Annotated in this window: 16 protein-coding genes and 1 pseudogene; 8 read left to right on the forward strand and 9 right to left on the reverse strand. The window is 40.9% G+C overall.

All coding sequences use genetic code 11. The features are described from left to right. The 3 genes and pseudogenes from EI164_RS02605 to EI164_RS02615 all read right to left on the reverse strand — a co-directional run. A pseudogene (locus EI164_RS02605) lies at window positions 1-308 on the reverse strand (transposase); the annotation flags it as partial. A gap of 52 nt (window positions 309-360) precedes the next feature. After that, the gene (locus tag EI164_RS02610) at window positions 361-1188 is read right to left on the reverse strand and encodes a phytanoyl-CoA dioxygenase family protein (RefSeq protein ID WP_192518447.1); all 828 of its coding nucleotides are present in this window, start codon (window positions 1186-1188) and stop codon (window positions 361-363) included. An 82-nt stretch (window positions 1189-1270) separates the two neighbouring features. Further along, complete coding sequence (locus tag EI164_RS02615) at window positions 1271-2131, reverse strand: ABC transporter substrate-binding protein (RefSeq protein ID WP_192518448.1); 861 nt, start codon at window positions 2129-2131, stop codon at window positions 1271-1273. Between the two features lie 209 nt (window positions 2132-2340). Here EI164_RS02615 and EI164_RS02620 point away from each other — a divergent pair, with 209 nt between their 5' ends. Next, window positions 2341-3090 carry a class II aldolase/adducin family protein gene (locus tag EI164_RS02620; protein WP_225739076.1) on the forward strand — a complete coding sequence of 250 codons (750 nt, stop codon included), beginning with the start codon at window positions 2341-2343 and terminating at the stop codon, window positions 3088-3090. Window positions 3091-3456: 366 nt separating this feature from the next. Here the strand turns inward: EI164_RS02620 and EI164_RS17390 are convergent, their stop codons facing one another. The 4 genes from EI164_RS17390 to EI164_RS02640 all read right to left on the reverse strand — a co-directional run bounded on the left by EI164_RS17390 (window position 3457) and on the right by EI164_RS02640 (window position 7305). After that, complete coding sequence (locus EI164_RS17390) at window positions 3457-4974, reverse strand: amino acid ABC transporter permease/ATP-binding protein (protein WP_192518449.1); 1518 nt, start codon at window positions 4972-4974, stop codon at window positions 3457-3459. A gap of 229 nt (window positions 4975-5203) precedes the next feature. Beyond that, the gene (locus tag EI164_RS02630) at window positions 5204-6172 is read right to left on the reverse strand and encodes a LysR family transcriptional regulator (RefSeq protein WP_192518450.1); all 969 of its coding nucleotides are present in this window, start codon (window positions 6170-6172) and stop codon (window positions 5204-5206) included. A 26-nt stretch (window positions 6173-6198) separates the two neighbouring features. Continuing rightward, on the reverse strand, window positions 6199-6870 hold the full coding sequence (locus EI164_RS02635) for a DUF1028 domain-containing protein (RefSeq protein ID WP_192518451.1): 672 nt from the start codon (window positions 6868-6870) through the stop codon (window positions 6199-6201). 27 nt (window positions 6871-6897) lie between these two features. Continuing rightward, entirely contained in the window at window positions 6898-7305 is a 408-nt protein-coding gene (locus EI164_RS02640; protein ID WP_192518452.1) for a RidA family protein, read from the reverse strand. A gap of 298 nt (window positions 7306-7603) precedes the next feature. Between EI164_RS02640 and EI164_RS02645 the strand changes: the two genes are divergently transcribed. After that, complete coding sequence (locus EI164_RS02645; RefSeq protein WP_192518453.1) at window positions 7604-8866, forward strand: flavin-containing monooxygenase; 1263 nt, start codon at window positions 7604-7606, stop codon at window positions 8864-8866. Between the two features lie 162 nt (window positions 8867-9028). Here EI164_RS02645 and EI164_RS02650 read toward each other — a convergent pair whose 3' ends face one another. Continuing rightward, window positions 9029-9373 (reverse strand): hypothetical protein, encoded by a 345-nt coding sequence (locus EI164_RS02650; RefSeq protein ID WP_192518454.1) that lies wholly within the window; start codon window positions 9371-9373, stop codon window positions 9029-9031. 174 nt (window positions 9374-9547) lie between these two features. Next, window positions 9548-10750, reverse strand: a complete 1203-nt coding sequence (locus EI164_RS02655) for a hypothetical protein (RefSeq protein WP_192518455.1) — start codon at window positions 10748-10750, stop codon at window positions 9548-9550. A gap of 536 nt (window positions 10751-11286) precedes the next feature. Between EI164_RS02655 and EI164_RS02660 the strand changes: the two genes are divergently transcribed. From EI164_RS02660 to acnD, 6 genes are all read left to right on the forward strand, one after another. Further along, complete coding sequence (locus tag EI164_RS02660; protein WP_192518456.1) at window positions 11287-12267, forward strand: LysR family transcriptional regulator; 981 nt, start codon at window positions 11287-11289, stop codon at window positions 12265-12267. A 216-nt stretch (window positions 12268-12483) separates the two neighbouring features. Then, window positions 12484-13755, forward strand: a complete 1272-nt coding sequence (locus EI164_RS02665; RefSeq protein WP_192518457.1) for an NRAMP family divalent metal transporter — start codon at window positions 12484-12486, stop codon at window positions 13753-13755. Between the two features lie 386 nt (window positions 13756-14141). Further along, on the forward strand, window positions 14142-15035 hold the full coding sequence (prpB, locus tag EI164_RS02670; protein ID WP_192518458.1) for a methylisocitrate lyase: 894 nt from the start codon (window positions 14142-14144) through the stop codon (window positions 15033-15035). Window positions 15036-15106: 71 nt separating this feature from the next. Continuing rightward, entirely contained in the window at window positions 15107-15760 is a 654-nt protein-coding gene (locus tag EI164_RS02675) for a DUF2059 domain-containing protein (protein WP_192518459.1), read from the forward strand. Between the two features lie 368 nt (window positions 15761-16128). Then, window positions 16129-17256 carry a 2-methylcitrate synthase gene (gene prpC / locus EI164_RS02680; RefSeq protein ID WP_192518460.1) on the forward strand — a complete coding sequence of 376 codons (1128 nt, stop codon included), beginning with the start codon at window positions 16129-16131 and terminating at the stop codon, window positions 17254-17256. Window positions 17257-17911: 655 nt separating this feature from the next. Next, the gene (gene acnD / locus EI164_RS02685; RefSeq protein ID WP_263972654.1) at window positions 17912-20569 is read left to right on the forward strand and encodes a Fe/S-dependent 2-methylisocitrate dehydratase AcnD; all 2658 of its coding nucleotides are present in this window, start codon (window positions 17912-17914) and stop codon (window positions 20567-20569) included. Window positions 20570-20686: the final 117 nt, after the last annotated feature.

Genomic DNA, 20686 nt, shown 5'->3' on the forward strand with positions numbered 1-20686 from the left:
TTCAATATAGTGACAAGCCATCTGCCGGCGCCTTTGGGGCGCTACCACTTTTTTGACATAGCATCCTGTAGGATGTCGGATTTAAGACATTCATCAGCGTACATCTTCTTTAAGCGGGCATTTTCAACTTCAAGCTCTTTAAGACGGCTGATAAGTGTGGCGTCCATACCACCATATTTAGATCGCCAGTTGTAGAAGGTGCTTTGGCTGATGTTATGCTCACGGCAGAGCTCGGTAATAGGGACACCTTGTTCGGCTTGTTTTAGGATGTTGACGATTTGGTTGTCGCTAAAGCGTGTCTTTTTCATAGGATTCTCCTGCTGATGTATTCTAGCAGTTACTCTCTATTTATGAGTGTTCTTATTTATTGGGGGGATTACCCTGGATATTGTTCTCTGTTAATCTGACTGTACCGCTAGCGATACCTGTTACCAACGCACCTTCATGCTTGCTTGGTAAAGGGTTTGGCGATAGTGCTTGCGCATCTTCTGCGTTATAAACTGAGATAAACAGGTATCTGGGCAACTCGCTTTTGTTAGGGCCAGATGAGTGCAGCAATCTGCTATGCATAAAACAGATCGAACCAGGTTTACCAATACAAGGTACAAACTGTTGGCATTTCTCGCTTTCTACCTCATTACTCACTTTGCCCACAAACTTGCCGTCTTCCCAATGCGAATACAACTCTTCTTTATGGCTACCAGGCACCACCAACAGCGGTCCGTTTTCTAATGTAACTTCTCCAATCATGAGTAGTGCGGTTAGCATGTCATCATTGGTGTGAGGCGTAAATGGAAAGTCCTGATGCCATTTAACAGTGGTTGTGGTGTTGGGCAGTTTAGCATTGACTTTACTATGATGAAATCGTGTGCCGTTGCCGCCGATCAAATCGCCTGCCATTTCTGACATGGTAGATTTAAGTGCCATATCAGAGAACTTATCAGATATCTCTGTAGGAGATGTGACACGTCTTAAAGAAGGGTTATCGGCACTATGATCCTTTGGATCAATATCAAACCTTGCTCTACCATCCAGTGTCGCTCCCCACGCTTCGGTATGCGTCTTACTTTCATCGATCCAGGATTTTATCTCACCCAATAGGTCTGTCAGCTCAGCAGCCTCAATGGCATTTTCTACAACCAAATAACCATCATCATAATACTGTTGGATTTGCTCGCTCGTTAACATCTTAAATTCCTTCTATTTGCTTATAGTAAAACATCAATAAATCCGCTATCCCGTTACTTTTATCAAGCGAATTAACAATTGATTAATTCATAGTTTGATCAATATCTTCTTGACTTGGAACCGTCAGTCCATGGACGCTTAGTATTTTCTCTAGGTCACCTGACTGCTTCATTTGCTCGATACCATCTGCAATGATTTTATATGTTTCAGTATCTCCCTTTTTGACTGCTATACCGCCAACAATGGGAAAGAACTCTTGTGTAGAGCTTACCTTAACCCGATCACCTAACTTAGCAGCGGCAGACTTCATGACTGCTGCATCGTCATACTGAATATCAACCGCTCTAGACAATAGCGCTTGTGTGGTTTGAGGTGAGTTTTCATACTCATTGATGGTAATGGCAGGCTTATTTTGTGTGACACATTCTTGCGAGATGTCTGCCAATTGAGTAGAGAATGCCGTGCCTTTCATTGTACCAACCGTTTCGCCACATAGGTCATCTGCGCCTCTAGGTTCAACGTCTGAGTCACTACGTACCAATAAAGAGATGTCCGTCTTATAATAAGGAATCATATCAATTTGTTCTAGACGTTCTTTGGTGATATACATTGACGAGTACAGTACATCAAACTTACCACCTTTTAAGCCAGGAATTAAGTTTGCCCATCTTGTATCTTCCCATTTAGGCGTGATCGCACCATTAAGCTCAGCCACTTTGGCCATGATTTCTACGTCTATACCGCCTGGGTTGCCTTGTTCATCTAAATACTCATAGGGCGGAAACGTCATGTCTGACCCTATCGTAATTATTTGCTTATCAACACTTGCGTTTGTAGATGTGGCGTCACTATTTTCTGTATTGCTAGTGGGTGTTTCATTTGAACAAGCAGTTAGCGCTAAACCTGCAGTGACAGAGAGTAATATAAGTTTTAGTTGTTTCATCGTATTCATTCCTAAAGGGTTAGTGAATTTAAACAACAGTATCAACGGTGCTGATAACGTTAACAGGGCATACCCTAGTTATACTAAATTGCGTCTATTAAAAGCAATTTTGAAAAACCTACGCACTACTAATGTAAATCCTATTTAAAAACACAGTGCTGTTTTCAATACTCTCTGTATAGTAATAATCACACCCATAGGAGTATTTTATGACGAACTCAATAAGCAACTCTATGAAATCTGAAGCACAGGCACGTATTGACCTAGCCGCTTGTTTTCGCTGGTTTGCAAGGCTAAATATGCATGAAGCAGTTGCCAATCATTTCAGTGCTTCCGTGTCTGAAGATGGTAGCAAGTTTCTTATCAATCCAAAATGGCAACATTTTTCAACCATTAAAGCCAGTGACTTAATATTATTAGACACCAATAATCCTGATGAAGAACTGTTGGCAACAATTGACCCAACCGCATGGGCCATACATGGTCAAATCCATCTATCAAGACCTGATATTAAATGTGTGCTGCACTTACATCCTATTTATACAACCACCATCTCTACGTTAAAAGACCCTGTTATTAAGCCTATTGATCAAAATACGGCACGTTATTTCAATCGCGTGAATTATGATAGATGCTATCAAGGTATGGCTGATACCAATGCAGAAGGTAAGAGATTAGCAGGCTTATTAGGCAACCATAGCCGTCTGATGATGGGCAATCACGGGATATTGATCGGCTCACACAGTATTGGTGTGGCGTTCGATGATATGTATACGATTGAAAGATCTTGTCAGGTCTTAGCAACCGCCTACGCAACCAATCAGCCCTTAAACATCATTCCTGATGACATCGCAGAGAAAACCGCTCAAGATTGGGAGTCTATTGAGGATTTTAGCGAAGCCCACCTTGAAGAAATAAAAAGACTATTGTTAGCACAAGAGCCTGATTTTATTAAATAATTTATATTGCTTGGCGCACATCAAAAAACCACCTGCAAATAGGTGGTTTTTTATGGTCTTAGTAATTGTCTTAATGGTTGTATTAATAATTGCCAGTTGCGTTGTCGTGATTGCCACGCTGTGCTGATGCTATAAGTCAAAGAGTTCTTAAATGAGTACGAGGGTCTGTACGTTTATTACGTTTGCTCATTAGCACTTTTATTTAAAGGAGGACTACGTCGTAGCGCTCTAGTCATTCACTGACGATACTATGAGCACGTTAAGTTATGAAAATGCTGGATTATGAACACGCTGGCGTGCTACTAAAAAAGTAAACCGATATACATACATATATCGGTTTACTTTTGGTTTGAATAATAACTGCAATTACTGATCGACGTTTTTGATAAATTGATTAAACCTCTCATTGGTACTGTTTTCTAGTTCGGCTGGTGACCCTTGTTCTATGATATGACCACCTTCCATAAATATCACTCTATCCGAAATCTTAAAGGCAAAGCTCATCTCATGGGTCACAATAATCATGGTGAGACCCTCTTTGGCGAGTTGTTCCATGACTTTTAATACTTCACTCACTAATTCTGGATCTAATGCAGAGGTTGGCTCATCAAACAATATGATAGAAGGTTCCATCGCTAATGCACGGGCAATGGCCACTCGCTGTTTTTGACCACCAGATAACTGATGCGGATATTTTTTAGCATGCTCTCTCATACCTACTTTATCGAGCATTGCAATCGCTGTTAGCTGGTTAACGCCTTTGTCATACATTTTGTGATATTGAGGTGCTAGCATGATATTTTCTAAAACTGTTTTATGTGGAAACAAGTTAAAGTTTTGAAAGACCATACCGATATGCACAATTTGTTCTTTAAAAGGTTTAGACTTATCGGTTAATTCGGTATCTTTCAAAAATGGGTTGCCCATTAAATCAACCGTACCTTTATTCAGCGCCTCTAGACTGTTTAAGGTGCGAATAAATGTGGTTTTACCTGATCCTGATGGTCCAATGACCGACACCACCTCACCCCATTTTACTTTTAGGTCAATACCTTTTAATACATGATGATCGCCATATGATTTATGGATATCAGTGGCTTCAAGCGCATAATCGCCTTTTCTTTCGTTATTTATTTCTTTGTAGTTGTTTAAAGATTTATTGGTAGTGATACTGCTAACCAGCTCACCTTCTTTCAATATTGATGGGTTTTTTTTCGTAATATCTATAAATGTTTCAAACTTTTGAATTAAAAAGCCAAAGACAGTGACAATAAGTACGTAATAAAAAGCAACGGCTAGCATGGTCTCAAGGACTAAGAAGTTTTGAGAATATAACCGTTGGCCAACCAGTAGAATCTCAGTTAAAGAGATAACTGACACCAATGAGGTTAATTTTACGATGACCACAAACTCATTACTCAGTGCAGGTAAGGCAATTCTTAATGCCTGCGGCACCACAATGAGTCTTTGAATGCCTATTGGTTTTATACCTAGTGCCTTGCCCGCTTCTACTTGAGCTTGATGCACCGCATTTAGACCGCCACGATGAATCTCAGCAATATAGGCTGACTCACATAATGTGAGTGCTATTAAACCTGAAATGAATGAGGATGCTAGTAGAAAGCTGGTTTTTGGAAACACCTGCGGCATACTATAAATAAAGATAAGCAATACCAATAAAGGCAAGCTACGGAACAACCATATGTAAGTTCTACTCAATAAAGAGACCGGTTTGATTTTGGATTTTTTACCTAATGCCAGTATAAAGCCTAACACTATGCCTAAAAACCATACTAAGACGCTAAGCTCAATAACGGTTAAGGTGGCGTACCAAAAGTTTGTATTTTTTAACAAACTAAACGTGTATACCCAATCAAATTGCATGTTCTATCCTCTAAAATTAGTTAATAACTGAGTTATGACAATGTTTCGATATGCCTGCTTAGAAGGCTGCTACGAGCTTTTAATCAATCAGTAGCAAGGTGTTCATTGGGTTAGTGTTTAACCTCGATTGAGCCTTGTCTACAAACTAAAACCAGAGAGTCGAAATGCTATTGAAATAGATCATCTTTCGTACTGAATGCGATTCTAGTGCTGTTGAATTGAGATTTTCTCATTCTTTTTCATTTCTGATATGAGCTTCCGAAAAATAAGAAACACTCATGCCTGGTATATATTGGTTTGAAATAAAGGCTTGGCAACGGCTAGCAAAAGCTTGTTGAACGTTGGTAAGACTTGCATTTTTAGGTGTGGCAATACCAATTTTCATAGGACGCACATCACCAGATATCCTAACCATGACCAACTCTTTACCGTCGTATGAAAAGTCAGTTTTTGGTCGAACATTTAAAATGGTGTAACCAATATTGTTGCCAACCATCGAACGAATGACATCAACGTATTTACAAGTTTCTTTAATGTTGGGTTTTAAACGCTTGGTACGAAAAAGCGAAAGAAAATAATCGTTACTGTAAGGCATATCTAGTAGTATCATCGGATACTCAGTCAGCTCTTCCAACGTAACGGCTGTGTTTTTAGCCAATGGATGAGATTTTGCCAAAAGCACATACGGTGGTAGGTCTGCTAATGGCGTAAAATTGATTAGATTTTCATCAATATGCAAGTCATATAATAATGCGAGATCTATCGTGTTTTGATTCAATTCTTGCAGCAAGTTATGGTGATCATCTATCACTGCTTCTAAATCTACCTGACTATATAAATGAGAAAACCCATGTATGATTTCAGCATAAATAAAAGGCGCAAAGGATGAAAAACACCCTACTTTAATTTTGCCGCGCATGACACCTGTGAAGTCAGCTGACATAGAATAAAGATCAGAAGATTGCGCGAGAATCACTTTGCAAGCATTTTTTACTTGCTCACCAATTTCTGTTAATAACAGCCCCTTAGCATGTTGGCGAATAAATAACTGCGCATGGAGCTCAGATTCCATATGCGCTATTGCCGCTGATATCGACGGAGATGAGATATGGATCTTTTCAGAAGCGATGATAATACTGCCACTTTCAGCGGTGGTAACAAAGTATTCCATTTGGCGTAGAGTGATGCGACTTAACACGATAAATCCTTTTGATTAAATAATATTTATAAGTCTCCAGGTACTCCATAACTTGGTGAAATCGTTGGGTTAAAAGCTCTTACAACATAATCGTCTAATTGAGGTTCGTAAATTCCCCACAATTGCTGTAAATCCTCTATTGGAGTGTCTGACCAATCAACTCGAAGATCTACAATCGGCCACGTGGCTTTATCTACTACTAGCAGCCCTGCAGAGTGCACTTCCCCTTCTTCTCCACCTGCGTTATACCCTGATACTAAGCTTTCAAGTAGTCTGCTGGCAAGCGCGCCTTCGCTTTTTTCAAAAGTATTTAGCATAGCTTCTGGCACAGCCGTGTTAGATAGCATATTTCCGGCGCAAGAAGCATTTTTTCCAACAACCGTAGAAAATGTGCCGAGGGTGTGCTCACCGCTAAATACAAAAGGTGCCCCTGTTGTATCTAACGCCATTAATTGGCGATATTGGATAAACTCTGTACTTTTAATTAGCTCTAGGCCAGCATCAGTGGGCGTTAAATTGTATTGCATCATCTCAAGCAATACTTGAGACAAGTTAGGGTCAGTTATATTTTGACTGGTAACCACACCAACACCAGCTTTAGCACGAATACACCTAGATGCCACTGCTGGTGATGATGAGCTAACCGCCGCTCCTAACTGTCCTGTTTTTGTGCAGCGTGCAATAATAGAAAAAGTCATCGTACATCCTTAATATAAATTATAGTTTTAGATCACAGCGGTGGCATCTACTTCTACCAACCATTCAGGACGTGCCAATGCAGAGACCACAATACCAGTGGATACAGGATGTACGCCTTTTAGCCAACGACCAACCACACGATAAACATCTTCGCGGTATCTAGGATCTATGATGTAAATGGTGATTTTGCAGATATCCTCTAGCTCTCCGCCAGCCTCTTTTAACAACATATCAATGTTGTACATTGCTTGTTCTGTTTGACCTTTGACATCGCCAATACAAACGCTTTCATTAGTTTCTAGATTTTGGCCAATTTGACCTCGTAAAAACACAGTGCTGCCTTTTGCCACCACTGCTTGGCACAAGTCATTATCAATATTTTGCTCAGGATAGGTGTCTTTGGTATTAAAGGGTCTGATACGTGTGTGTTTCATTGGCTGCCTCATGTCATGTTTAAATAAAATAAGTGCTGTCTAAAGCTTCTGTTAGGCCTTATAAACAGTATGTCGCAAATCAATTTCAAGGCAAATTAAGATTTCCTTTCCAATGATTAGGTTCAGCCATATCAAATTGATTCGGTTTTTTTGAGGTATAAATTCAGGACATATGATTGTCATTTGTAATATATAAAAATTATGATGAGGTCAGTGGATATGATTTATTGAGAGGATTTGACCTTAATAGAGTTGTTATGCCAAACATTCATATTTGTTTAATAGAGAGAATAGCCATATGTCAATCAACAACAAAAATATAGATACGCTCATCGTTGGTTCAGGTCAAGCTGGTATTGCCATGAGTGAGCATTTAAGCAATCTAGGTATCAATCACTTGGTATTAGAAAAAAACCGAATTGCTGAAGCATGGAGGACCCGTAGATGGGACTCACTAGTGGCCAACGGTCCTTGCTGGCATGACAAGTTTCCAAATATGGACTTTCCTCATGACCCAGAGAGTTTTGTACCACACAATGAAGTGGCTGAATATTTTGAACAATATGCCCACATGATTGATGCGCCAGTAGAAACTGGCGTAGAAGTACAAAATATTGTAAAAAACAAGAATATGATAGGTTTTACCGTCAAAACTAATCAAGGAGACGTTGTTGCCAATAATATTGTGGTCGCAACAGGGCCTTTCCAAAAACCCGTTATTCCTGCTATTGCTCCTCAAAAAACAGACTTATATCAAATACATTCTGATCAATACAAAAACCCCGATCAGCTCCCTGATGGTGCGGTATTGGTTGTTGGTGCAGGATCTTCAGGTGTACAAATTGCATCAGAACTCAATAGTGCTGGCAAAAAGGTGTATTTATCTGTGGGCCCGCACGAGCGACCACCACGTAAATATAGAGAAAGAGACAATGTTTGGTGGTTAGGTGTATTAGGCACATGGCACGAAACAAAGCCACCACAAAGACCTATTAAAGGGTTTGCGGTAAGCGGAATGAATGGTGGTCAAACTGTCGATTTTAGAAAAATGGGTCATGATGGCATCACTCTTGTAGGAATGACCAAAGCCTTTGAAGACAATACTGTCTCTTTTAATGACGATTTGGTTGACAACATTGTCAGTGCTGAGAAAAACTACTTAGATAATCTTGAAGAGATGGATGACTACATTGAAGCGAATGGTCTAGATTTGCCTGAAGAACCTGAAGCAAAAATTATCATGGATATGCCTGACTCTATGAAAAACCCCATCCATGAATTGGATTTTGAAAAAGACAATATCACCAGTATTATTTGGGCATCCGGTTTTGGCTATGATTACAACTGGCTACCGTTCGATATTTTTCAAGAAAATGGTGCGCCGATACACAATAGAGGCATCACCAGCGAGCCAGGCATTTACTTTGTTGGTTTGCCGTACCTGTCTAGTAAAGGCTCTAGCTTTATTTGGGGCGTATGGCATGATGCCAAACGTATTGCCGAATATATTGACATACAAAGACAGTATCAAAGCTATAAACTGGCTGAGAAATCTGATTAATGTTATAAATCCATAATGCTTTATTATTAGGGCATGTTGCATAGTCAACAGGCCCTAATTTGGTTTAAGTCCCCAAACTAGTCAAAACGTCTAAGATTGAGAGAACGCCTTAGTAGTTCGCTGACTACACCAGTGACCTGGGCTGCAATGCTTACTGCGACCTCATTCTGCCTCACGATATAAGACTCTCTTCGCTTCCATTCTAAACATTTCCTGACTCAAAACTGGCTCCCTATTCACTACATTATCTGTTTCACGTACTACAGAGCTGTCAGTCTCTCTATACAAGGTATTCTGCGACTCTTGTCTAAAATCATCATAACTAATGATAGCATCAACTATGGGGCTATCAGGAACACGATTGAGGTCTGATATATTGTTTTGCATGTTTAATAACTGCGAGTTACTGACTAGCTGGTGATGGCTAAGAGAGACACTATCAGTTGTTGGAAATATTGTGGTGATATTCGAGTTTTGAGAAATGGTTGAAAAAAAATAGTTAGACATAACAATAGTAATCACCAACAACATACCGATTGTGATGATTATTTTTATGTTACTAGAAGGCTTTCTTTGACTTTTTTGTTGGCGTAACTCATGCGTTTTGATATTGATTTCATCCGTTTTATCAATAATATAGAAAATATAAGAGCAACTAGCTGTATATATAGTAAAGCGAACCTAATCAGTGGTCTCACGATACAATGTATTTTGTGACTCCTGTCTAAAATCTTCGTAACTAATGGCTGGTTCAGCTTGCGCCTCACTAGATACTGCGTCATCTGAGGTGGTATCTGTGGTCTTTTTCTCATCGATAGCCGCATTGCTATTGCTATCGACAATATCGTTATTGGCGCTCTGATTCTCACCAGTTAGCTCATCCTGTTGTGAGGCTGCTGGTGTCTCTGTAACGCTGAGCTCAGTATCAGTATCAGTATCAGTATCAGTATCGGTTTGGGCATTACTGTTGGCTACTTGTTCCTCGTCAGAACTAGGCGCACTATCCGTTGGCACCGTATCGACATTACTATTAATATTTGATTCAGTATTATCAGCGGTAGCTGTGTCTGTTGGAAAAACGCCCATAAAAACAAGTGTTGCTATAACAATAGCAATCAATACTAAACCCAAAATCAGACCAATAACGAGCGTTTTTTTATTATTTGCTGGCTTGTTTTTTGCTTCTGTAGCAGCTGGTATATTGACAGCCTGCTGTTTCTGCGTTTCTTGTGTAGCTTCGTCATCATTAGCTATAGAGGTCGTCTCATCCGTATTGCAGAGCTGGTCAGACTCTGACTCAATAATTTCATTGTTGCTCTCCACATGAGTATCATCAGAATCAATTTCTAGGAATTCATCTGTATCAATAGACAGTACTTGATCTGAGAAATCTGACTCAACAACCTCGTTGTTACTTTCTACATGAGTATCATCAAAATCAATCTCTAAGGAATCATCTGTATCAATAGACAGTACTTGATCTGAAAAATCTGACTCTGACTCAACAATTTCGTTGTTGCTCTCCGCATGAGTATCATCAAAATCAATTTCTAGGAATTCATCTGTATCAATAGACAGTACTTGATCTGAAAAATCAAACACGGTATCTGTTTCAGCCTGATCTATACTCAATGTGTTATTTAACAGATGAGTATCATTATCTGAATCGGTACGCAGCTCAAGCTCTGTTTTTCCAGAAGACTGATATTTAGGTGCTAACTTAATATTTTCAGATTGTGTTAAGTCTTCACTATTAGTGTTTTCTACACGACTGACGAACCGATCATAGATATTATTATTGGTGCGAGCACGTGGATTTCTAGTGGTGATTTCCGCCAACTTTTCTTCAAAATCTGTACCAATATCTGTTTTTTTGTCGCTCATAAAATAATACCAAACCAGTTTATTACTACAGTGTAACTATATCGTTATCAAATAATATAATTGTTCATCTTATTATCTTCAAGTACAAAATATTTTATAGTGAAAGTATATTGTAAATATCGTTACTATTCTGCATATTTTCTAACTTATAGTTAAATTTATATAAATTCGATATGTTGCAATCCTTGCTAACTGTACGAGTATGTCGCTACTTTGGCTATGACAAAGCTTTTTTAATACCTGAATATAATAACCAATGGAAAATAGAAATGAGCAATACAAACAACGCCTGGTTGGCTTTGAGTTAATAGCTCAACTAGCCCTATGTTTAATAGACTCTAATATTAGTCGGTGAATAGGTGGTTATATGGATAGAGGTATGCACTATACTGATAAGCCATAGAGTGGCTATAGTCACTCCTCTATCTACTGAATACGGCGTCAGTCTCGCTTAGCTTACTATTTACAGCACTTTCACTTGGTTTCCTTGTATCCAAGTTATATTGAACCGACTATATCAACACAGGTTTAACGGTATGGACTTAAAACAACTGAATGCCTTTATATCTATCGCAGAGTTGCGTAGCTTTAGCGCGGCGGCAACCAAGACAGGGTTGTCACAGCCTACTCTGAGCCGCTTACTCAAACAGCTCGAAACCGATATGGGTGTGGAGCTGGTTGATCGTTATCATAGGCCGCTCGATTTGACTGAGGCTGGTGCATTTTTTTACGATAAAATCAGTGCCATTCTAACAGAGATTGATACAGTGACCAGTATGACGCAGCGGTTATCCGCACCAAGTAGTATTCTTAATATTGGTTTTGTTCCTTCCGTGCTCTATGGGTTGCTCCCAGAAATCATTGCTAGGCTCAAGCAGTCCAGTCCTGATATTGAAGTCAATCTCAAAGATATCAGCTCCTATCAGCAAATGGATGCTCTAAAATCTGGTGATATCGACATTGGCTTTGGTCGTTTTGCGCATCAAGACCCATGGGTTCAGCAAATATTACTGCGCCATGAACGCTATGTCGTTGCCTTACCTAAAGCGCATGCTTTAGCACATGTACGTGAGCAGAGGCTGATAGACTTGGCAAACAACCGATTGATTCTATATCATCAAACGCGTTTGCCGATGGCCACGCCAAACGCTCATACCAAAACGCTTCATACGAATAAAGAATCGGCAACCAACGATACGCCCATTACTGAGCCTTTGCTGCATTTATTTGCACAATACGGTATTTCTCCTTTTATGACAACAACGGTGAGTGATTTACAGATCGCACTGGGTCTAGTAGCAGCAGGTGAAGGTATTACGCTCGTACCTGCCAGCCTACAAACGGTACGTACCGAACAAATCAGCTATCAACGCTTGGTGCATGAAAACGTTACCTCCCCTATCTATCTACACACGCTCAAAGACTTCGTTCATCCTAGTATTCCTGATTTACTGACTGCTATTTATCATGTTTATGAACAACGTGGTATTACTTATCGACATCAGAAATTTACCTAAAAAACTGATTATTAACCATTCGTTAGCTTAGGTGATGAAAATAATCATTATCTCGTATCATTATAGATATGCTAAAGTCGCCTATAAATATTTAACTATCACTGTTTTTATCCTTTTAGTCTTTACCATTTCATTTATAAACATTACTTATTAGTTGCAGGCACTCTGTCACAGGTCAGTGTTAGGGTGTCTCTAGAGATATAATTTGAGGTATGTATGACCGCACAACAAACAAACACGCTTGATAGCGCTACTAACCAGGAAGGCTTTAGTTGGCGTATCTTTGGTCCTGGGATTTTGATGGCGACCGCTGCCATTGGTGGCTCACACCTCATTTCATCGACACAGGCTGGCGCACTTTATGGCTGGCAGCTGGCCATTATTATTGTATTAGCCAATGTTTTTAAATACCCATTTTTCCGTTTTGGTACAGATTATGTCTACGATACTGGTGAAAGTCTGATTGCAGGCTATGCCAAACGCTCTAAGACATATCTATGGGTATATTTTATTCTCTCTATATTATCAGCGATTATTAGCACTGGCGCAGTGTCATTAATCGCAGCCGTTATTCTTGGTTTTATGCTGCCCGCCTCTATTGAGCTGTCTACCATTACATTGGCATGGATAGTGACAATTGTATGCTGGGTATTTTTGATTGCCGGTCACTACAAGCTGCTCGATGGTGTAACCAAATGGATTATGATTGCGCTAACGATTGCTACTGTAGCCGCAGTTGTCATCGCTGCTGGCAGACCGACCGTTATGGCCGTTGACTTCGTTGCAGTCACGCCTTGGAATTTGGCCACATTAGGTTTTATCGTGGCCCTCATGGGTTGGATGCCAGCGCCGCTTGAGTTTGCTGCCATTACATCCATGTGGACCTCTGCAAAACGTAAAACAGACCATACCACTCACAAACAAGGTTTGCTTGATTTCAATGTCGGGTTTTTGGTATCTGCTATTTTAGCGTTGTTCTTTCTATCACTAGGTGTTTTTGTTCAATATGGCTCTGGTCAAGAGATTCAAACGGCAGGCATTGCCTATATTGATCAGCTTATCAATATGTATACGGCGACCATCGGTGAATGGTCAAGACTATTGGTCGCTTTTATTGCCTTTATGTGCATGTTCGGCACAACGATTACTTGTGCTGATGGCTACGGCCGAGCCAATGCTGAGTGCTGGCGCTTACTCAAAGGTGAAAAAGCGATTAATAAAAAACAAATCTCATTTTGGACGACTTACGCTATCGGTGGTGGTTTGGTTATTATTACCTTCTTTGCAGGACAGCTAGGTACTATGCTCAAGTTTGCCATGATATCAGCATTTGTCTCTGCGCCTATCTTTGGTTGGTTGAACTACTCACTGGTTAAAAATCAGCAAAAACTATCAGCAGGCATGAATATTTACTCGATTGTGAGCTTATTATTCCTAGGTGGTGTTGCCTTGTTATTCTTAGCCAACCTTGCAGGTCTCTTTGGTTAAGTGAGTTTATTACAACGTATCTAAAAACGTTGCGTCCAAAAATGCAGTACATGCAAAAAACATAAAACCCCTTTTAGCTAGGCTAATAAGGGGTTTTTCTTGTTTGATATTTATCAATATCTGACAAGTCTTCCTATTATCTTTGTAAATAAATGTAAATACTCAAAACGGCTTGCCTGAATAGTTTTACTAAAATGAATAGTAATTTATATGGAATGCTATTTTTTGGATAATGCTATTTAATAATTGAATATTATTAATATTAATTAATATACTATTTAAATATAATAATTACTAGGGATAAAAATATACTTTTCAGCGAGCAATAATTGAGTATAATCGATGGCAACAAAGATAATATCACCCCTCTAAGTAAGGATTAAGACATGACTTTACCATCGGCTGGCACGCGCTTTCGCAGTGCTATGAAACAAAAAAATGATAACAACCAACCCTTACAGATTGCTGGCGCGATTAATGCTTATACCGCGATGATGGCGACTCAAGTTGGTCACCAAGCGTTGTACTTGTCTGGTGCGGGCGTGGCAAATGCTTCATTTGGCCTACCTGATCTGGGTATGACGAGTTTAGATAATGTCTTAGAAGATGCTCGCCGTATCACCGATGCGGTTGATACACCACTATTGGTAGATGTCGATACTGGTTTTGGTGGTGCGTTCAACATTGCTCAAACTATCAGAAAAATGGAAAAGGCAGGCGTGGCAGCAGTACATATCGAAGACCAAGTGGCTCAAAAGCGCTGTGGTCACCGACCAAATAAAGAAATCGTTAGTATTGTAGAGATGGTAGATCGCCTAAAAGCAGCACTAGATGCCAAAACCGATCCTGACTTTGTGGTGATGGCACGTACTGATGCATTGTCTGTAGAAGGTTTAGATGCAGCTGTTGAACGCGCCGTTGCCTTTCAAGAAGCTGGTGCTGATATGATTTTTGCAGAAGCATTAACCGATATCAAAATGTATCGCAAGTTTACGGATGTCCTAGACATTCCTGTACTGGCCAACATGACAGAATTTGGTCAGACTGATTTATATACCACTGACCAGCTATACAGTGTGGGTGTCGAGATGGTGTTGTATCCACTATCCGCATTTCGTGCGATGAACAAAGCAGCACTAAACGTTTATCAACACCTGTTGAACGATGGCACACAAGAAAAGGTCGTTGATACTATGCAGACTCGTATGGAACTGTATGATTTTTTAAACTATCATGAGTTTGAGCAAACACTAGACAAATTGTTTGCCGATAATAAGTAATACCAAAAACTAAACCGTTTTTTATTACTTTTATTTTAAAAAATCAACCCTCCCCTACTTTTAGGTTATTTATGTCATTTTTTACTGCTAATACCATCGCTAAATCTTCAATGCTTAGCTGCACGCTTGCCGCTCTGTTGCTGACAACAGGCTGTGATAAAACACCAGAAACCGTTGACGAAACCACTAGTGAGGCGAGTGAGATGAGCGCCTCTACTGCTGCCGAAACGTCACCAGCTACTACTCAAGATAACTTGCTGATGACAGAAATGACATTAGATACTGTTAACAATTTCGTATTTACTCCGCTTATTAGTAGTGGATCGCTCAATGCAGAGCAAGTAAGCTGCCTTGAATCGCGCGACAAAGACTTGGGTAGAGAAGAAATTAATAACTTCTATAACACAGAGTTTACCGATGCAGAGTTACAAGAGTTAGAGGCGTTTTATAACTCAGATCTAGGGAAAAAACTGATCGCCTTTGGTAACGAACAAATACGCATTATGAGTGGCGAAGAAGTCGAAACACCGATGGAACAACCTACCAAAGAAGAAATGGCAGAAATACAAACCTTTATGCAATCACCAGTTGGCGCTAAGTACATGCAGCTAAACAAGGCTCAAGGTGAAGGCAGTGTAATGCAAGCAATGAGTGCACCGATTCAGGCTGAGTTCGATCGTTGTAATATTACTGTTGATTTAGATGCACCACAACCACAGTCTTAGTTGCACACAACCAGCGCTATAGTCAGTCAACAATAAGCAAAGAAACTGCTTAGGGTGTGTCCCCATGTTGAACATAGAGATAAAAATGAGATAAATAGCAGTCAAACTAAGAAAAATAGTGCAGATAATATCGAGATATTAGCAAGCTACTTAACGCAGTTTGGCAAATACTTAGCCATTTTTAGCCCATTTAATACTGATTGTTCAGATTGGGGACACGCCCATAGACTTCTTGCGAAAGTGTCAGTTAACTGGTTTCTAATAACGAAACCATAAAAGCTAGCAATGACTGATGCAAGAAGTCACATTATAAGAAACACCTTTTTTTACTTTTCACCCAAAAAGCTACCAACAAAAGGAATTCAATCATGGCAGCACAAAAACAACTTTCAGGCGCAGGTCTACGAGGTCAGGTCGCTGGCAAGACGGCACTATCAACCGTTGGTAAATCAGGCTCAGGTCTGACGTATCGCGGTTATGACGTATCAGAACTCGCAGACAAATGCATCTTTGAAGAGGTGGCCTACTTGCTACTTTATGGCAACTTGCCAAACCAAAGCCAACTTGATGCTTATCAAGCCAAGCTCAAAACATTACGTGGTCTACCACAAGCGCTAAAAGACGTACTTGAACGCATCCCAAGCGATTCGCACCCAATGGATGTACTACGTACCGGTTGCTCTATGCTGGGTAACCTTGAAACTGAGACTGACTTTGCCGAAGAAAAAGACAAAACAGACCGCATGTTGGCGGTTTTCCCATCAATCATTAACTACTGGTATCGCTTCACGCATGACAACGTGCGTATCGAAACCGAAACGGATGATGAAACCATCGGTGGCCATTTCTTACATCTGTTAAAAGGCGAAAAACCAAACGAGCTACACACAAAAGTGATGAATATCTCACTTATTTTGTATGCTGAGCATGAGTTCAATGCTTCAACCTTTACCGCTCGTGTGTGTGCGTCTACCTTATCTGACATTCATTCTTGTATCACAGGTGCAATTGGCTCATTGCGTGGTCACTTGCATGGCGGTGCGAACGAAGCTGCGATGGATATGATTGAAGGTTTTGGTTCAGCCGATGAAGCCGAAACCGAGATGTTAGCTATGCTGGCACGTAAAGATAAAATCATGGGCTTTGGTCATGCCATCTATAGCGAATCAGATCCTCGTAACGTCGTAATTAAAGGTTGGGCTGAGAAGCTAGCCGCTGACGTTGGTGATGAGGTGCTATACCCCGTATCAGTACGCTGTGAAGAGGTCATGTGGCGCGAGAAAAAACTGTTCTGTAATGCTGACTTTTTCCATGCGTCTGCTTATCACTTTATGGGTATTCCAACCAAACTGTTCACTCCAATCTTTGTGTGCTCACGCTTAACAGGTTGGGCATCTCATGTATTTGAGCAACGTGCTAACAACCGTATCATCCGTCCAAGTGCAGAATATACGGGTGAAGAGCTGCGTCCAGTACCAGATATGAGTGCGCGTTAATTATTTAAAGTAGGATAATTTTTTTAAGATGTGCTTTGCGTGCTGAGAGTTAGACAACCTTTAACTGGCGCGCATGGCACACTCTATACTTAACTTTTGATATCTATGTTTACGTTTGGAGAAGTATGATGACAGTATGGCCATCATATGTCGTTTGGGTGGCAAGCTTCTTATGGTTAGTGGTATTACTAATCAAACCTATCGTCTATCCTCACCAAAACCAAAAGACGTCAAAAGTAGATATATTTATTTTCATAATATCAGCAATCACTCTACTCAGTTTTAGTTATACCAGTATCAAGTTTACGATGGATTTTTCTCAGAATAGTTTAAGTCGAGAGTGGTTAGATTTTTTGCTCAACTTATGGGGTTCTTTGTTTGTCATCAATATAGTATGCATGATAATGGCTTGGGCTAAATTATTTCGCCAAAATGCTCCGTCCTCGCATACCAATTGGTTTTTTATATTCACTACGACATTAGGAGTCGGTCATATACTGGCTTTAGGATCTTATGTTTAAACGTTCAATATCATTTTTTTAGCAAAGTCTTTTTTATCGCTTTTTATCGCTAAAAACGAGAAAACCAACGATTTTGCTAAGAGAATATCTTTTATTAATTTTAATCTAAACCAGCTAACCGCCAAAGGTGACTTATGGACAATGCACTAGTACAACCAATGAACGAACCCTTTAAAAAACCACTTCCTGATACTGACCTTTACTACTTTGACACCCGAGAAGCTGTCGAGAGCATCGAAGCTGGCGCGTATGACAAACTACCTTTCTGTTCAAAAGTATTGTGCGAAAACCTAGTACGCCGTTGTCCACCAGAAGAGCTAACCAATGCACTTAAGCAGCATATCGACCGCAAGCAAGACCTTGACTTTCCTTGGTACCCTGCCCGTGTCGTTTGTCATGATATTTTGGGTCAGACGGCTTTTGTTGATTTGGCTGGCCTACGTGATGCTATCGCTGAGCAAGGTGGCGACCCTGCTAAAGTAAACCCTATCGTGCCAACTCAGCTTATCGTTGACCATTCATTAGCTGTTGAGCATGCAGGCTTTGAAGACAATGCGTTTGAGAAAAACCGTGCCATTGAAGAGCGCCGTAATGATGACCGTTTTCACTTTATCAACTGGTGCGAATACGCCTTTGATAACGTAAACGTGGTGCCACCAGGTAATGGCATTATGCACCAAATCAACCTAGAAAAAATGTCACCTGTAGTACAAGTGGTACAAAACAAAGCAGGCGAAAAAGTCGCTTTTGCCGATACGTTAGTGGGTACAGATAGCCACACACCAATGGTCGATGCGCTCGGTGTTATCTCAATCGGTGTGGGCGGATTAGAAGCTGAAAGCGTGATGCTCGGCAATCCATCGTATATGCGCCTGCCTGATTACGTGGGTGTCAAACTTACAGGTAAATTGCAAAAAGGCATTACTGGCACGGATTTGGTACTGGCCATGACTGAGTTTTTGCGTGATGCCGGTGTGGTTTCTACCTATATAGAATTCTTCGGTGATGGCGCACGCCAGCTGACTGTCGGTGACCGCGCCTCTATCTCCAACATGACGCCTGAGTATGGCGCAACTGCTGCGATGTTCTATATCGATGAGCAAACCATCGACTATCTGCGTCTGACTGGTCGTAGTGAAGAACAAATCAAACTGGTTGAGCAGTATGCCAAACAAACTGGCCTATGGGCTGACGGTATGAAAAAAGCCGAATACGCACGCGTGCTTGAGTTTGATCTGTCATCAGTAGGCCGCAATTTGGCAGGGCCTTCGCGTCCACATGCCCGCGTATCGACCGATGATTTGGTTGCCAAAGGCATCGCTCACGCTCCTGATGAGAAACTACCTGAATCAAAGGACGGTTTGATGCCAGATGGCGCAGTGATTATCGCGGCTATCACCAGCTGTACCAACACCTCAAACCCGCGCAATATGGTAGCAGCAGGCCTGGTGGCTCGTAATGCTAATGCCAAAGGATTATTACGGAAACCTTGGGTCAAATCATCCTTAGCACCTGGCTCAAAAACGGTCAAAATGTACCTAGAAGAAGCAGGTCTGATGCCTGAGCTACAAGAAATCGGTTTTGACGTGGTTGGTTTTGCCTGTACGACCTGTAACGGCATGAGTGGTGCGCTAGACCCTGATATCGAAAAAGAAATCATCGACAATGATTTATTTACCACGGCAGTACTCTCAGGTAACCGTAACTTTGATGGACGTATCCACCCTTATGCCAAGCAAGCATTCTTAGCATCGCCGCCATTGGTTATTGCGTATGCCATCGCTGGCAACATCCGTTTTGATATCGAAAAAGACTCATTGGGCAAAGACCAAGATGGCAATGATGTTTATCTAAAAGACATTTGGTTTGATGACGAAGAAGTCGATGCTATCGTTGCCGCTGCCGTTAAACCTGAACAGTTCGATGCCGTTTATATTCCTATGTTTGATGAAACCAAAAAAGACATGGGTAAAACGCTAAGCCCTTTATATGACTGGCGTGAGATGACCACCTATATCCGCCGTCCACCGTATTGGGAAGGAAAAATGGCGAAGAAAAATACCCTAACAGGTCTGCGTCCGCTTGCCGTACTTGGTGACAACATCACAACCGACCATATGTCGCCATCAAATGCTATTCTTGGCTCATCAGCAGCTGGCGAGTATCTAGATACTATGGGTTTGCCTGCTGAGGACTATAACTCATACGCTACTCACCGCGGTGACCATTTAACCGCGCAACGTGCCACCTTTGCCAATCCTAAGTTATTGAACGAGATGGTACGCGATGAGGAAGGTGAAATTATCCAAGGCTCATTGGCCCGCGTCGAGCCAGAAGGTCAAGTGATGCGTATGTGGGAAGCGATTGAAACCTACATGAACCGTGAGCAACCGCTTATCATCATCGCAGGTGATGGCTATGGTCAAGGCTCTAGCCGTGACTGGGCTGCCAAAGGCGTGCGTCTCGCTGGTGTAGAAGCCGTCGTTGCTGAGGACTTTGAGCGTATTCATCGTCAAAACTTAGTTGGTATGGGTGCCCTACCTCTGCAGTTCGAAGAAGGCACGACTCGCAACACGTTAAATATCGATGGTACAGAAACCTTTGATGTCACAGGTGAAGTCTCTGCTGGCGGATTGATGATGTTGGTGATTCATCGTACCGACGGCAGTATCACAGAAGCGCCTATTATTTGCCGCTTAGATACAGCTGATGAAGTAAAAATGTATAACGCGGGCGGTATGCTACAACGCTTTGCCAAAGAGTTCATCGAAGGTACGTTAGATATTGTTTAAACCTTTAGTATGATATGAGTATATAAGGAGCCGATGTTGTATAACCTTTTTATATGACATCGGCTTTTATTTGCTTTTGCGTTCTATACACTGAGTTTTGTCACTTACTCCTAAGTA

The sequence above is a fragment of the Psychrobacter sp. FME13 genome (assembly GCF_014861395.1).
GTDB lineage: Bacteria > Pseudomonadota > Gammaproteobacteria > Pseudomonadales > Moraxellaceae > Psychrobacter.

Excerpts from the sequence above, each read along its gene's own strand:
- prpB (WP_192518458.1), top strand. The coding sequence starts at position 14,142 with ATGACTTTACCATCGGCTGGCACGCGCTTTCGCAGTGCTATGAAACAA.
- EI164_RS02645 (WP_192518453.1), top strand. The coding sequence starts at position 7,604 with ATGTCAATCAACAACAAAAATATAGATACGCTCATCGTTGGTTCAGGT.
- EI164_RS02610 (WP_192518447.1), bottom strand. The coding sequence starts at position 1,188 with ATGTTAACGAGCGAGCAAATCCAACAGTATTATGATGATGGTTATTTG.
- prpC (WP_192518460.1), top strand. The coding sequence starts at position 16,129 with ATGGCAGCACAAAAACAACTTTCAGGCGCAGGTCTACGAGGTCAGGTC.
- EI164_RS02660 (WP_192518456.1), top strand. The coding sequence starts at position 11,287 with ATGGACTTAAAACAACTGAATGCCTTTATATCTATCGCAGAGTTGCGT.
- EI164_RS02620 (WP_225739076.1), top strand. The coding sequence starts at position 2,341 with ATGACGAACTCAATAAGCAACTCTATGAAATCTGAAGCACAGGCACGT.
- EI164_RS02635 (WP_192518451.1), bottom strand. The coding sequence starts at position 6,870 with ATGACTTTTTCTATTATTGCACGCTGCACAAAAACAGGACAGTTAGGA.
- acnD (WP_263972654.1), top strand. The coding sequence starts at position 17,912 with ATGGACAATGCACTAGTACAACCAATGAACGAACCCTTTAAAAAACCA.
- EI164_RS02640 (WP_192518452.1), bottom strand. The coding sequence starts at position 7,305 with ATGAAACACACACGTATCAGACCCTTTAATACCAAAGACACCTATCCT.
- EI164_RS02615 (WP_192518448.1), bottom strand. The coding sequence starts at position 2,131 with ATGAAACAACTAAAACTTATATTACTCTCTGTCACTGCAGGTTTAGCG.
- EI164_RS02675 (WP_192518459.1), top strand. The coding sequence starts at position 15,107 with ATGTCATTTTTTACTGCTAATACCATCGCTAAATCTTCAATGCTTAGC.
- EI164_RS02665 (WP_192518457.1), top strand. The coding sequence starts at position 12,484 with ATGACCGCACAACAAACAAACACGCTTGATAGCGCTACTAACCAGGAA.
- EI164_RS02655 (WP_192518455.1), bottom strand. The coding sequence starts at position 10,750 with ATGAGCGACAAAAAAACAGATATTGGTACAGATTTTGAAGAAAAGTTG.
- EI164_RS17390 (WP_192518449.1), bottom strand. The coding sequence starts at position 4,974 with ATGCAATTTGATTGGGTATACACGTTTAGTTTGTTAAAAAATACAAAC.
- EI164_RS02650 (WP_192518454.1), bottom strand. The coding sequence starts at position 9,373 with ATGTCTAACTATTTTTTTTCAACCATTTCTCAAAACTCGAATATCACC.